This is a genomic window from Wolbachia endosymbiont (group A) of Oxytorus armatus, assembly GCF_964027005.1.
Lineage (GTDB): Bacteria > Pseudomonadota > Alphaproteobacteria > Rickettsiales > Anaplasmataceae > Wolbachia > Wolbachia pipientis.
The window spans coordinates 175,047-189,704 of the sequence record NZ_OZ034719.1 but is presented as its reverse complement, the minus strand read 5'-3'; the positions used below and the strand labels follow the sequence as shown (position 1 = coordinate 189,704).

11 protein-coding genes and 1 pseudogene are annotated in these 14,658 nt (G+C 33.5%); 7 read left to right on the top strand and 5 right to left on the bottom strand.

What is annotated here, in order from left to right:
* Positions 1–157 precede the first annotated feature (157 nt).
* Complete coding sequence (gene topA, locus AAGD79_RS01000) at positions 158–2,608, top strand: type I DNA topoisomerase (protein WP_341811436.1); 2,451 nt, start codon at positions 158–160, stop codon at positions 2,606–2,608.
* Positions 2,609–2,772: 164 nt separating this feature from the next.
* Here the strand turns inward: topA and AAGD79_RS00995 are convergent, their stop codons facing one another.
* A complete protein-coding gene (locus AAGD79_RS00995) occupies positions 2,773–3,600 on the bottom strand; it encodes a rhodanese-related sulfurtransferase (protein WP_341811435.1) in 828 nt (275 codons plus the stop codon).
* A 129-nt stretch (positions 3,601–3,729) separates the two neighbouring features.
* On the opposite strand from AAGD79_RS00995, the gene AAGD79_RS00990 reads away from it, so the two are divergent.
* Entirely contained in the window at positions 3,730–5,328 is a 1,599-nt protein-coding gene (locus tag AAGD79_RS00990) for an iron ABC transporter permease (RefSeq protein ID WP_341811434.1), read from the top strand.
* A gap of 10 nt (positions 5,329–5,338) precedes the next feature.
* Here the strand turns inward: AAGD79_RS00990 and AAGD79_RS00985 are convergent, their stop codons facing one another.
* Positions 5,339–6,220, bottom strand: coding sequence for an Rpn family recombination-promoting nuclease/putative transposase (locus tag AAGD79_RS00985; RefSeq protein ID WP_341811433.1), 882 nt, complete (start codon positions 6,218–6,220; stop codon positions 5,339–5,341).
* 177 nt (positions 6,221–6,397) lie between these two features.
* Complete coding sequence (gene apaG, locus AAGD79_RS00980) at positions 6,398–6,799, bottom strand: Co2+/Mg2+ efflux protein ApaG (RefSeq protein WP_174516854.1); 402 nt, start codon at positions 6,797–6,799, stop codon at positions 6,398–6,400.
* 99 nt (positions 6,800–6,898) lie between these two features.
* Between apaG and AAGD79_RS00975 the strand changes: the two genes are divergently transcribed.
* Positions 6,899–7,963: a 5-(carboxyamino)imidazole ribonucleotide synthase gene (locus tag AAGD79_RS00975; RefSeq protein WP_265043451.1), complete on the top strand. Its 1,065-nt coding sequence runs from the start codon at positions 6,899–6,901 to the stop codon at positions 7,961–7,963.
* An 887-nt stretch (positions 7,964–8,850) separates the two neighbouring features.
* On the opposite strand, the gene AAGD79_RS00970 is transcribed toward AAGD79_RS00975, so the two are convergent.
* Positions 8,851–10,044 (bottom strand): bifunctional 2-C-methyl-D-erythritol 4-phosphate cytidylyltransferase/2-C-methyl-D-erythritol 2,4-cyclodiphosphate synthase, encoded by a 1,194-nt coding sequence (locus tag AAGD79_RS00970; protein ID WP_341811432.1) that lies wholly within the window; start codon positions 10,042–10,044, stop codon positions 8,851–8,853.
* A 263-nt stretch (positions 10,045–10,307) separates the two neighbouring features.
* On the opposite strand from AAGD79_RS00970, the gene AAGD79_RS00965 reads away from it, so the two are divergent.
* Together AAGD79_RS00965 and AAGD79_RS00960 are read left to right on the top strand one after the other, a co-directional pair.
* Entirely contained in the window at positions 10,308–11,372 is a 1,065-nt protein-coding gene (locus tag AAGD79_RS00965; RefSeq protein ID WP_341811431.1) for an AI-2E family transporter, read from the top strand.
* 129 nt (positions 11,373–11,501) lie between these two features.
* The gene (locus tag AAGD79_RS00960; RefSeq protein WP_006280257.1) at positions 11,502–12,137 is read left to right on the top strand and encodes a DnaA ATPase domain-containing protein; all 636 of its coding nucleotides are present in this window, start codon (positions 11,502–11,504) and stop codon (positions 12,135–12,137) included.
* A gap of 166 nt (positions 12,138–12,303) precedes the next feature.
* Here AAGD79_RS00960 and AAGD79_RS00955 read toward each other — a convergent pair.
* Positions 12,304–13,168: pseudogene (locus tag AAGD79_RS00955) on the bottom strand (IS982 family transposase).
* Positions 13,169–13,323: 155 nt separating this feature from the next.
* Here AAGD79_RS00955 and AAGD79_RS00950 point away from each other — a divergent pair.
* Both AAGD79_RS00950 and AAGD79_RS00945 read left to right on the top strand, forming a co-directional pair.
* Entirely contained in the window at positions 13,324–13,494 is a 171-nt protein-coding gene (locus tag AAGD79_RS00950; RefSeq protein ID WP_265043454.1) for a hypothetical protein, read from the top strand.
* Positions 13,484–14,470 carry a tyrosine recombinase gene (locus tag AAGD79_RS00945; protein WP_151808093.1) on the top strand — a complete coding sequence of 329 codons (987 nt, stop codon included), beginning with the start codon at positions 13,484–13,486 and terminating at the stop codon, positions 14,468–14,470. The genes AAGD79_RS00950 and AAGD79_RS00945 overlap by 11 nt, the downstream gene beginning before the upstream one ends.
* The last annotated feature ends 188 nt before the right edge of the window (positions 14,471–14,658 follow it).

Below are 14,658 nucleotides of genomic sequence, written 5' to 3'. Positions count from 1 at the left end.
GCCTTCAAAGTCACTTAAAAATAGCAACGTCCAAGGGTTTTCTGAAAAGGTCCCACAACCAGGTTCGTAAAATTCACAAGAACCATTAAAATATTTTTTTACTTTTCATTGTATATTTCTCAACATATTATCTTTAAGTACTAAAATAATTAACAATATGGCATTATTAATAGTTGAATCACCTGCGAAAGCAAAGACAATAGGTAAATATTTGAGTAAAGAGTTCAAAGTAGCTGCATCCTTTGGACATGTGAGAGATCTTCCAGCAAAAAACGGTTCTGTCGATCCGGATAATGATTTTGCTATAAAGTATGAAACCATTGAAAAAGCAGAAAAGTATATAAAAGAGTTAGTAAAAGCCGCAAGCAAAACATCAGATATATATCTTGCAACAGACCCAGACAGAGAAGGGGAAGCAATGGCTTGGCATGTGATAGAGACATTAAAAGAAAAGAAAGCAATCAGTAATGAAAACAACATTTATAGAGTAGTCTTTAATGAGATAACAAAGAGAGCAGTTCAAGAAGCAATAAAAAATCCACGTGAAATTAATATGGATTTAGTGCGTGCACAACAAGCACGTAGAGCTTTGGATTATCTAGTTGGATTTAGTTTGTCACCACTGCTGTGGACAAAATTGTCGGGAAGCAAGTCTGCAGGGCGAGTGCAGTCTGTTGCATTAAAGATTATATGCGAACGAGAAGATGAAATTAGTAAATTTATAACACAGGAGTATTGGAGTATAAAGGCAGAAATGCAAAATAGCAAAGATGAGGCTTTTTTTGCTATGCTAAGCCACTATGACAATAAAAAGCTAGAAAAATTTGATATTAAGAATGAAGAAGAAGCAAAGAACTTAGTCAGGGAGATTGAATCAAGGCAATATGCTGTAAGCACAGTAGAACGCAAGCAAGTTAAGAGAAACCCGCTTCCTCCGTTTATTACTTCAAGTCTTCAGCAAGATGCAGTGAATAAACTGTATTTTAATGTGAAAAGTGTTATGCGCACAGCGCAAAATTTATATGAAGGTATCGATATTGGTGGTGAAACTGTAGGGTTGATAACTTACATGCGTACAGATGGGTTTCATATTGCAGATGAGGCTATAAACTCAATTAGAGGGTCAATTAAGTCATTATATGGTGATAAATATTTACCGCAGTCTCCTCGTAAATATGTAAAAAAGGTCAAAAATGCTCAAGAAGCACATGAAGCAATTCGTCCAACTGATATAAGTAGAACGCCGGGTAGTATTAAAGACTATCTAACACCAGAGCAATTTAAATTGTACGATTTAATCTGGAAAAGAACCATTGCAAGTCAAATGGAATCGGCGATTCTTGATCAAGTGGTAGTTGAAATTAGTTCTACTGACCAGAAAGTAATTCTGCGAGCAAGTGGATCGAGTATATTCTTTGATGGTTTTTATAGAGTCTATCAAGATAACATGGAAGCCGAAAATGAAGGCCTGCTACCTGCCATGAAGGAAGGGGAAGCATGCAAGCTGATTTCAGTTGAGCCAAAACAACATTTCACTCAACCGCCACCTCGTTATAGTGAAGCAAGTATCGTAAAAAAAATGGAAGAAATCGGTATAGGTCGACCATCAACTTATGCAACAATTATTTCGGTATTACAAGATCGTGAGTACGTTTCATTGGATAGCAAAAGGTTTATTCCAAGCAGTCGTGGTAAAATCGTTACTATATTTTTAGAAACTTTTTTTCAGCGTTGTGTAGAGTATGATTTCACAGCACAAATGGAAGAAAAGCTTGATTTAATTTCAAATGGACATGCAGATTGGAAAAAAGAATTAGGCCACTTTTGGGTGCCATTTTTTGGTCATGTAAACTCTGTCAAGCAAATGACGCATGATGAAGTTTTCAGCGGCATTCACGATTTGGTAATCGATTGGTTTTGTTCAGAAGAAGGAAAAAAAGAGGTGAATAAGAAATGTCCTGCTTGCTTAGGTGGCATATTGAAATTGAACTTTGGAAAAGCCGGGGTGTTCCTTGGATGTTCTAACTATCCTGAATGCAACCATACAAAAGAAATTACGGGCAGTAACGACAATTCAGAATATCCAAAAAGTTTAGGTATAGATGATATAACAGGACAAGAGGTAGTAATTAAAAAAGGTCCTTTTGGACTTTATCTGGAGTTTAATAACGAGTTAAAAAAGAAAAAAACGGTTTCCATACCAAAAGATATAAATGTTAATGAGATTGATCTGAGCACCGCTACTCAGTTACTTTCCTTGCCAAAAGTAATCGGAGAACACCCTGAAACCGGAAAGGAAGTAAAAATAGGCCTTGGGCGATTTGGGTACTATATTTTCTATGATGGTAGATACTTTTCTCTTAAGAAAAGCTCCAAAGAGGTGCTGAATACAGAATTGAGCGAAGCTGTACAAATTATTGCAAACAGTCCACGCAAAGAGTTAAAATCTCTCGGGGTTAATGAAAAGGGAAAAGAAGTTTTTATCTGCAACGGTAGGTACGGATTCTATATAAAATGCGGTAAAACAAACGTTGCTTTGGGCAAGAGTGCAGATATTGAGAGTATAGATCTGGAGAAGGCTTTAGAGTTGATTAAGGGTAAGAAGTAGACTTCTTGCATAACCATATGCTCTTTATTGTCATTCCAGCGTGTGACGCTGGAATCTAGAAAAAAAGAACCTGGATGCCAGTGTCTGGGCACTGGCATGACACCCTTTCTGGTAGAGGTTGCTCTCAAATCACAACGTGCATACAACTGCAGCAGTATGATGTTTTATTTATTATATCTATAACACTGAAGTTTACAATCAGAACAAACCACTTGGCCACGTGGAACTGATTTCAGTTTATCAGTTGAAACTTGATTTGAGCAGAATATGCATTTTATTGTGTTGCTTGGAGTAAGTGAGTTATCAACAGCAATTCTATCATCAAAAACAAAACATTCTCCTTTCCAATTACCATTTTTATTATAAGTTTTTTCAAGGTAAGAAAGAATGCCGCCTTTAAGATGGTAAACATCACTAAATCCAAGGCTTTTCATATATGCTGTAGATTTTTCGCATCTAATCCCACCAGTGCAGTACATAGCCACTTTCAGGTCTTTACTCTCAGAAAATGACTCTGTCCACTGAGGAAACTCACGGAAACATTGTGTGTGTGGATTAATTGCATTCTTAAACTTGCCTAATTTCACTTCATACTCGTTTCGTGTATCTATTACTAAAACGTCAGGTTGAGAAGTAAAATCATCCCAATGCTCTGGATCAACATATTTACCCTTAAGGGAAATATCAAGATTGCTTACACCAAGATTCACAATCTCTCTTTTTAATTTTACCTTCATCTTGCTAAATGGTTGATATTCTGCTGCACTCTCTTTCCATGTAAGGTCCCTTAGCCTATAATCAGAACGTAGAAAATCGAATATTTTATCAATTGCGTTTCTTTCACCAGATATTGTTGCATTAACACCCTCTTCTGCAAGGAGTATAGTACCCTTTAATTCAATGTTGTCGCATGCAGCTTTTATTTCGTCTTTCATGTCATAATAATTAGAGAGTTTTACAAAGTGATAGAAAGTTGCAATGACGAAGCTCATGATTATTCACTTATCAACTAAAAACATGATATACAAAATTATAAAGATATTCAATAGTACGGCTGTTAATTACTGGATATCTTCAGTTTTTACATATAACATTTTAATATAAAATATAGATTCAAATTAATGTTTTTAAGAGTATTTAAAAATATATTCTTATTTTTAGTAAGTATATTATTCGTCTGTCCAATATTATCATTAATATCAATTCTATTTACAGATACAGCAAATTCCGGATGGGTAATCAGCACACTTTTCCCTGAATATATACTGAGTACGTTAATTTTGATGATAGGAGTGGGGGGAATATCTTTCATATTTGGAGTAATTCCAGCTTGGCTCACCACATTTTTTTCATTTCCTGGAAGTAAAATTTTTGAGATTGCTTTGTTCTTTCCGATATCGATTCCTGGATATATAGTAGCGTTCGTCTATGTAAATACGCTAGAGTTTTCAGGTCCGGTGCAGAGCTTATTAAGAGACATTTTAGATTGGAGCAAAGGTGACTATTGGTTTCCTGAAATAAAATCCCTAGGTGGTGGAATATTAGTAATGGGATTCAGCCTATATCCATACGTTTATATGTTAGTCCGCTCAAGTCTAAAGAATGTTAGTAACTCAGTCACTATTGCGTCAACACTTGGGTTCTCCTCATTGAAGAGCCTGTTTTCTGTCATCATACCCTCCATACGCCCATCAATTATAGCTGGGTTGTCTTTGGTACTAATGGAAGTAATTACAGATTTCGGCACACCACAGTTTCTTGCTATCGATACTTTCACAACAGGAATATATCGCACCTGGTTTTTACTGCATGACAAATATTCAACTACTGTTTTAGCAGTTGCAGAGTTGATTTTCGTTGCAACACTAATAGCTATCGAAAAAAAACTACAAAAAAAAGGAATATCCTACTCTTCAATCAATACCAATTCAGATTATCACAATAAACGGAGTATAAGTGGCGCTATACCGTTGATCTTTGCTTATCTTATGTGTGTATTGCCGATATTAATAGGTTTTATTTTGCCAATGATTCCGCTCATATATTGGAGCATAGAGAAGGGGTTTTTCATATACGAAGCAAGATTCTATAACATAATAGCAAATAGCGTTAGTTTATCATTTATCACCGCATTAATCTCAATTAGCATTGCAATAATGATTGGATATACGGCGCGTAAAAATAAGGTAATCAACAATATAGCGCGTCTCATTTCTTTAGGCTACGCAATTCCAAATGCAATTATCGCAATTAGTATAATAATATTTTTAAGCAGAATATCCTCTTTCATTACTCAATATGTTGTGGAAATTAGCTTAGTAGGAACTATTGGCGCATTAGTTTACTCATATTTATTCCGTTTTTTTGCTATATCTTTCAAGGCGGTAGAGTCAGGGCTCAAAAAAACACCAAATGAAATTGAGTGGACTGCATATACCATGGGTCATGGACCTATTTCCACATGTTTGAATGTTCATATCCCTCTCATCAAGAAGAGTATATTATCGGGATTTTTGCTCGTATTTATGGATACTATCAAAGAGCTCACAGCAACACTTATTATAAGACCATTTAATTTTGAAACTATATCAACTAGAATATATGAACTTGTAAGCGATGAGCGCTATAGAGAAGCTGCCCCATTTTCGTTAATAATAGTTATAATAGGCTTAATCTCTACAATAACCTTATTTACACTTGATGATAGGGATAAAAAATAAACGTAACCGTTCACAGATTTCCACTTAATTCTTCAATCTCACTAATAGAAAGGCCAGTAAACTTAACAATAGTGTTGACATCAACATTATTAGCCAGCATTGCTTTTGCGACTTCAATTTTCCCTTTCTCTATACCTTTTTGTATACCTTTCTCTTCAGCAAGATCAAGTCTGTATTCAAGAATAGCTTCTTCTTTGCGTAGATCCATTATCCTTTCTTCATAGGCTACTAAATCTTTTTCGTTCCAACGAAACTTGTCTAATTCATCATATGCTAGCTTTATTATTGGCGCTTTTTCTGCTATCTCTTTTAAGTCCTCTTCTGTTGTTTCTTCTGCGTATTTAAAAAAGAAACACCACCTTTCTACTATACTTTCTAACTGCTCTACTTTATTTTTTGCGAATTTAGGCAACTCAATAAAGACAAACTGAAAATCTTTTAAGTAATGGCCGTTAGTTTTTATATCACGTATATTGTGAGTAGAAATATAATCAACTTCTTCAGGAAGTAAGTTACAATTTGATATAGCAATAAAGAAGACTTTCTTTAAATCAATGTAGTTGCCAGATTTATCTAATTGTCTTGAGTAGGCTTTAGCGGCATATAATTGAGCGCGTTTTTCGAAGCCCTTGTCTCTAGCGAGCTGCATTTCTGCTATATATCTATTTCCATGAGAATCCTTGCAGAGAACATCAACAATACTTTGTTTATCAGAGGCAACTTCGGGATCCATAATAGTGCTAAGAAACTCAACTTCTTGTATTGCATTTATCTCAGTAAACCCTAAAATATCGTTCAAAAAGTGGATCAGGATATTCTTATTTTTTTCCGTTCCAAAGATTTTTTTGAAACACAAATCATTGCGAGGATCGAGAAATTTTGAAAGAGCCATGGCAAAAATGCTTGAAAATATTAATAATTATACACTATTATTAACAATTATTCAACCATATTTTTGAAGATAGCTAGTTTCTGTATTTATTTTAAATTGAAGAAAGCTCAAATGAAAGATCATGTTTTGCTAAAAATCACAGAATGCAGTCTGGTTACAAATAAACTATTTTGATAGTTAATGGGGTCTAGTTTTGACGTATGGACTATCCAAAGAAAAGGGTGGTATCATAACCTCAAAAATTTTTATGCTTTCTTCATTCAGAAATTCATACTTACCCTGCATTATTCCTGACGGTGCATTTAAGTATGTTCCACTTGTGTATTTGAATACCTCTCCAGATTTTATCACAGGTTGTTCTCCGATAACACCAACTCCGGCAATTTCATTTACTTTTCCCTTATAATCTATTATTTGCCAATGACGACTTAACAATTGAATAGTTGATTGGCTTTTGTTTTTTATCTTAACGTTATACATCCATACATAGCAATTTTCATAAGGAATGGATTGCTCTTCAATATAAATTGGTAAAACTGTAACTTCAACAAAGTTGGTAGTTAGTGTGTATTCTAGAATCATTATAGAATATTCATGATAAAAAGATAACATTCTAATTATATACTTTTTTCATAGATTTTTCAAGTATACTTTAATTAGGAAACATCAATTTATAGTATGAATGAACCAGATGCGCTGAGCAAAAAAGTAATAGGAATAATAGGTGGTGGACAATTAGGTAAAATGACTGCTATCGCTGCAACAAAACTTGGACAAAAAATACATGTTTTTGCCAGTGCTAAAGACGATCCAGCTTGTTCTATTGCTGATGATTTCACAATAGCAGATTTCTCTGATAAGAAAGCGCTTGAATCTTTTGCACAGAGTGTGGATTTGGTCACTATTGAGTCTGAAAATATTCCATGTAGTGCAATTGATATCGATGTAAATTTTTATCCGGGTAAAAAAGCGTTACACATTGCGCAAAATAGGCTTAGAGAGAAAGATTTCATTAGAAGCTTGAGTATAAAAACTGCTAAATACAAAAGTATACAAAATTATAATGAGCTACTGAAAAGCAGTAGAGCTTTTGGCTATCCAACAAGGCTGAAAACAACAGAAATGGGTTATGATGGAAAAGGGCAATATGTGCTTGAGAATGATTCTGAAGTGAAGCAATTTGCTTCCTTTGATTGGAATACAGAGTACATTCTTGAAGCAAGTGTTGATTTACTGAAAGAGGTTTCAATAGTCGTTGCAAGAGATAAAAACGGTAAAGTAGCTTTTTTTCCTATAGCAGAAAATTACCACGTTGATGGAATACTTGATACTTCAACAGTGCCAGCTAAAATAGATAGCAAATTAACTCAAGAGGTACAACGAGCTGCAAAGAAAATAGCAAATGCGCTTGATGTAATAGGAATTCTGGCTATTGAATTTTTTGTTACTAAAGATAACGAATTGTTAGTTAATGAACTAGCTCCCAGACCTCACAATTCTTGCCACTGGAGCTTGGATGCATGTAACGTTAGTCAATTTGAACAGCTAGTTAGGATAATATGCGGGTTACCTATGCAGGAAGTAGTATTACGCTTTCCTTGTATGACGAAAAATATAATAGGTAATGATATATATGATTCTCATAAGTATTTGAGCAACGAAAAAGCTAGTTTAACCATATATGGGAAAAAAGAGGTTAGGGATAAGCGTAAAATGGGACATGTCAATATAGATTTAAGTTAACAGTTTTTCTACGTCATACCGCCACAACTGTACGAACATTGTGATATGATGAGATGTTACATAGTAAACGGTGTCATTCTAGCACCTCTTTTCCCGTCATCCCGCTGCTTGTTAGCGGGATCTCATTTCACTTTGTGAAGGTGTCATCCCAGCACCTCTTTTCCCGTCATTCCGCTGCTTGTTAGCGGGATCTCATTTCACTTTATGAAGGTGTCATCCGAGTAGCCTGACTACTTGGATCCAGGAATTTTATTAAGTTGGTAAGCATAAAAGTGGCTGATCTTATGTTAAAACACAACGTTCTTGATGAGATTACAGCAAGGCTGGATTCCAGCGTCAGCTACTTGAATGACAGCAGTCCTACGTCATGCCGCCGCGGTATCTCTAGATCCCGCTAACAAGTAGCGGGATGACGGTTGTCGTTTAGCCATAAATGTTTAAGAAATTTACCAAACGAAAAAAAGGCAAAAGAAGCCCCGTGGTTGGCTAGTTACTTACATTATACTTTCAAGTATGGCGTTTTTTTATTCTAAACGTTTAATAACCGCGATTCATCTGCTTTTAAGCCGCAACTAATCTAAATTATAAACATTAAGAAATTTACTAAACAGAAAAAAAGGCAAAGAAAACCTAGGGTAGCTAATTACTCACTATCCATTTTTTAAGTTGGCGTTTTTTGATGTTTTAAATGCTTTATAAGCGCATTTTAGCTTGTATAGCTAGAAACTTGATAAAGACATAAGGTGCACATAGTGCAAAAAATTAAACATGAGACGCCAAATACGTTGAGTTTTTTTGTCATTTAATCTGTACAGAGAAGATAAATAAATAGCTTCAGTTTCATGATAAGGGGGCTGGCGAAGGGTGTCAAGTAAGTTTTTTCGTTTCTATTTCCAATAAAAGTTTGTATGCAATAACACAGAAGCATGCACTGCTATTCCTTCATTTCTTCCAATATAACCTAATTTCTCTGCAGTGGTTGCTTTGATATTTACAAATTCATCATCAATTTCTAATGCTTTTGATATGAATTTCTTCATTTCTACTTTGTAAGGCGATATTTTAGGCTCTTCACAAACTATAGTAATATCTAAATTAGACACGCTGTACCCTTTTTCTTTTGCTTTTTTAGCAGCAAAGTCAAGAAAGTGAGATGAATTGCAATCTTTCCATTCAGAGGAACTAGGAGGAAAGTGCTCTCCTATGTCGCCACATCCCAGTGCTCCGAGTATTGCATCAACGATTGCATGTATTGCAACATCACCATCAGAGTGCGCTTCTATTGCCATGTTGTGTTCAATTTTCACACCGCAAATTTTTATAAAGCTTTCAGCACCATTTTGAACTTTAATGAACTTATGTATATCATAACCGGCTCCGACACGAAATTTTGGCTCTTCAAAAAGAAGCTTTGCCATATTGATATCCTCTTTTGTGGTTAACTTAAAATTGCTTTTCTCACCTTTAATAATCGCAACATGTTTTTTGTGCTCTACCATTAGTGATGAATCGTCAGTAAATTCTTTGACTGATTGATGGCATGATAATAATTCTTTGAAATTAAAAATTTGAGGGGTTTGTATGGCTCTGAGCTTTCCTCTTGAAATCGTAGATTCAATAAAACTATTACTCACCAATGACATAGTGTCTTCAACTTCTATTGCTGGAACTACTCCTGTATATTGATCATTAATCATAGATTCAACCAAGTTATCTATCAGAACATCTGACACAAAAGGCCTACAAGCATCGTGTATAACTACAAAATCTGGGTTAACTTTTTGTAAGCTTTCAAGCCCTAGTTTAACTGAACTTTGCCTGTTTTCTCCTCCGTATACAGGGCTTAGTAATTTAGTGTCTGTAATTAGTGATATAGCTTTCTCATAGAAACTTTCATGGTCTCTATTAATTGCTATTCTTATGTAATCTGTATATTGGTTAGCCAGAAATCTTTTAATTGTATGAAATAAAACAGATTTACCTGCCAGTTTTATATATTGCTTAGGAATCGTAGAATTGCATCTACTGCCTACTCCCGCTGCAACTATTAATGCTGCTATTTTGTATTTCTTAGCGCACATATTTCTTTTTGTAGAAGCTTTCCTCTCTATCCAAGATTCTTTCCGAAAAATAAAATTTCTGACATCATATAAAAGTTACTTCCCCTATTAACTAGCATAATTATAATAGCAAAAGAGATATTTAGAGAGCTCAAAATCTATCTTTGCCTGCGGATTAAACAACTAAATTTTAGTAAAAAACGATAGTATTACAAATCGTAAAATACTTTCAACATAGGAAAAATAAATTGCATATTTTTCAGTAAATTAGCTATGCTAAACACATGCAAAAACGTCATATAACTATTTGTTTCATACTGCTTTTTATAATAGGGATGTTATTCCTGATGCGTCCTATGATTTTTCCATGTTTAATATCTATTATTATTGCATATTTGTTTAATCCGCTAGTAGTCAAGTTTGAAAAGTATAGAATACCACGTTCATGTTCTGTAATTTTTATAATACTTATTTTATTAATAGCTTTTATACTAGTCATAACATTTGTTTTACCTATTATATATGTTCAAATTACTTCAATATTAAATTTCTTAGTGAGTAAAGTGCCTTCATTAAAGCTTAAAGTAATCCCCTCTGTATTAGAATTTCTTAATATGAAAATCGAGGATAGCTTATTTGATCATTTATCTAAAAATCTAGCAGAAAATTACAGCAACTATGTATCTTATTTCATGAATGCTCTTGATATTGCTAGTAACTTTATAATCCAAGTGTTAAGTTCAAGCTTTAACACGGTATCATTAATGGTGATTACTCCTGTAGTGTTTTTCTATATATTACGTGATTGGCCTTTAATTATAGAAAAAGCTAGTAAATTAATCCCTATTCCTTACAGAGGAAAAATTGCAGATTATTTTTCCAAAGTGGATTTCATTATATCTAATTATCTAAAGGGGCAGGTAAATGTATGTATTGTCATGATGGTCTTTTACTCTGTGAGTCTGAGCATAATTGGATTGGAACACTCTATTGTTATTGGAATTTTATCAGGAATGTTAACGTTCATACCTTACGTAGGGCCATTATTATATACCATTATTGGGTTTTTGAGCGCTATCACTCAATTTAGTGGATGGTTTGAAAGTGCTGCTGTTTTGCTATTATTTGGTGTTGGACAATTAATAGATTCAAATATATTAGTTCCTTTATTAATAGGAAAAAAAGTTCATATACATCCAACTGTAATTATTCTGGGAATTACTATATGCGCTTCATATTTTGGATTTACAGGTATATTACTTCTTATTCCAATAATAGCAATGTTCAATGTATCAGTAGAATATGCAATCAATAAATATTTTAAAAGTGAGCTTTATAAAAACGGCTAACAGACCTTTTGCATAATCAATTTATGGTAAGAGGAGAAATGAGCCCAGAATACCTGACACATTTGAGGAGCGTAAGTAAATTTCTGCGCAAAAATTACTACCAGAAAGAGGTTACGTAAGAGGTTCAACGTGCAATTAAATTTATTTAACAACAATCAAGCTGATTATAGCCGGCAAAATTACATCATCTTAGATGAAAATAAGCACGTATATAATTCGGTAGTTAATGATTTATCTTGGAAATGTCTGATTCTTTTTGGACCTAAAAGCTCCGGTAAAACTCATCTTGCTCATATTTGGCAATCAATAAACGATGCAATCTTTATCAATGTGAATAACTTCGTAAGCGAGATTAGGTATAGCGATGCTTTTATTTTAGAAGACGTACAAAACATTAAAGATGAAGCAATGTTATTACATTGTTACAATTACATGAAAGAAAACGACAAGAGGCTGCTAATCACTTCTTCAATTTCACCAAAAAAGCTTAACTTCAAACTAAGAGATTTAAGTTCTCGAATATTATCAACTATCAGCGTAAAAATTTTGCCTGCAAGCGAGGAATTATTAAGAATTATGCTAATAAAACGATTTTCAGATAAACAGTTAAAAATTGATTTAAAAGTGATTAATTATATTTTAGCAAGAATAGAACGTTCTTTCTATAGCATTGATAAAATTATAGAAAAGATAGATAATGAATCTATAGGGTCAAATGTGACCGTTCCTTTTATTAGCACTTTATTAAAAAAAGATGCCATTTGATTTCTTCTTTTGTAAAGGTGTATATTAAAAATTTATTAACACCCATAACACTAACGTAATTGGAATCTCTATCTGTCCATGTTAGAATTATAATCAATGTTATGTTATAATAAATATAGATAGATACAGCTAAGAAGTATTCTATATTTATAACCCCAGTTATGGATTAACCAACACAGTAAGGCTTAGAAATAGAAGGCTTTTTTGACTGCATGGAATATGAAATTAATGTAGAAAAAATATGTACCAGAAAATTTATTGGCGATCTGTGCCGTGTATGTTCAAGCTCAAATTTATTTTTTAAACAACCAAAGACTGTCTCAATAATCGACCTTTTTCTCAATAAAGCCTTCTCTTTTAGTGAGATTAGTGCGTTTTTCATGCCTTTTTTCACTTTAGTGACAAGCTTTAAACCTCTATCGAAGAGTTCCTCAAAGAGCTCCTTCTTGATATAGCCTTTATCTCCGAACAAAAGTCCTGTCAGTCTTTTAGTTATAGTTGGCACAGGTATCAACGTTACCTTTGGTTAGAGTAAGTGATTGAATTTCTCCAATTTCGTTAATCACCAAGTGCAATTTAAAGCCAAAAAACCAACCATACGTGCTCTTACCAATTTCTGCTAAACCATCAAAAACTTTGTTCCTAGAGATCCTTTTCTTGTGGCAAATGGCAATCGTAGAAGTGTCAATGTAGGAAGTACCTGTCATTTTCGCTTGTTCGCAGAACCATTGAAGAAGTAATGCTAAATACCGTAAAACTCTCGGCTTTAAGGCAATAAATCTGTGATATGAAGGCATCTTTGAAAATTCTGATCTATAGAGTAACTTAAGGTAACAAAGATAAAAAGCCTTGAAGTTTTTACATGGCGATTGGTGGTATAACAGGATTATGGTTAGCATTTCTGAGTGCGCTATTTCTGGTACTCTGGTTGGTTTTTTGCCATTTGATAAGAACTTATTTGCAAAATTTTCATCTACTACACGACAAAAATCCTCGACGCAGCAGTAAAGTTCTGTAATATCTTTCTTCATGGGTAACCTCTTAAATTATTGTTAAAATACTTGAGTTTACCCTATTTCCCTCTTTATTAATTCTACTTTTATCTGTTTTCTAATCCATAACTGGGGTTTATAGTAGAGCTCACTTTATAAGGTGTTTTTTATAGATTTAACGTTATAATTTAACTATGATAAGAGTAAGATTAAATTTAAGAGAAAGGTTAAAGCAAAAGTTTGTGATGTTCACTCTATTGATAAATGCTTTATTTGTCTCATATTTTCTCATAAGAAACACAGGGAACACTTCTAATCAAATTATAGCCAAAGAAATAGATATAGGAACTGATAATGAAAAATAAACAGTCGCAAAATAAAAAAGAAAATCTTTACATAACATATTACATAGATGCTTTAGCTTCAGAGAGGTCCGCTGCACAAAATACTCTGGAAAGTTATCGTTCGGATTTACACCAGTTTGAAGAATTTTTATTGGAAAGCGGCACTACCTTGGTTGGTGTAAACAAAACCAATATTAAAGATTATGTGAAATCTTTATGTACACAAAAAAAATATAAAAGTAGCTCTATATCAAGAAAAATATCCGCTATGAAAAATTTTTACAAGTGTCTATTTAATGACGGAATAATAGATTTTAATCCAGCGCCGGCTAATGATGCTGAATTAAAGAATCCAAAAGTTTCTCGTCCTTTGCCTAAGTATTTAAGTGTCGAAGAAATATTTTTGCTAATGGACACAGTGAGAAAATCAGCAAGCGAATCGAATAAAGAGATAAGCAGTAAAAGGCTATGTGCGATTTTAGATATCCTTTACTCTTCTGGAATGCGTGTTTCTGAACTAATTAGTATGAAATTATGTGAAGTGTCACATTTAATAAACAGTAATAACAAAGAATGCTATATAATAATAAAAGGAAAAAGTGGTAGAGAGAGGCAAATTCTTTTTAATGAACAAGCATTGCAGAGCCTTAGAAATTATTTATCAGTTCGTGATAATCTGATCTCTAAAGAAAAGGAATCCGATTGGCTATTCCCAGGTGATAAACCTAATAAACCAATTACAAGGCAGAGGGTCGGTCAATTAATGAAGGAGTTGGCAAGAAAATGCAATATTGATGAAAATAAGATCTCTCCACACGTGATTAGGCATTCTTTTGCTACCCATCTACTAAATAGCGGAGCAAATATTGTGTTGATACAGAAAGTTCTTGGCCATACTAACCTTTCTACAACACAAATATATACTCATATTGCTAACGAAAAGTTAAAGGACAAATTAGCTGATTCGCATCCTATTACTCAGATGATCAATAATTAAATTTATTGTTTTTAATTTGTAATAAAGTTAAATTTAAATAAATTTATGTGAGTTTGTGATTTCAAGTTTATTGTTTAATTTCTTTCTTATATTATGGGAGGTATTCTATACTTTCATTACTCTCCCTGTAATTTTCTTTTCTGAGTGTGTAATAACCATTTTCCTCGTCTGTTCGGTGAGAGTTGTAT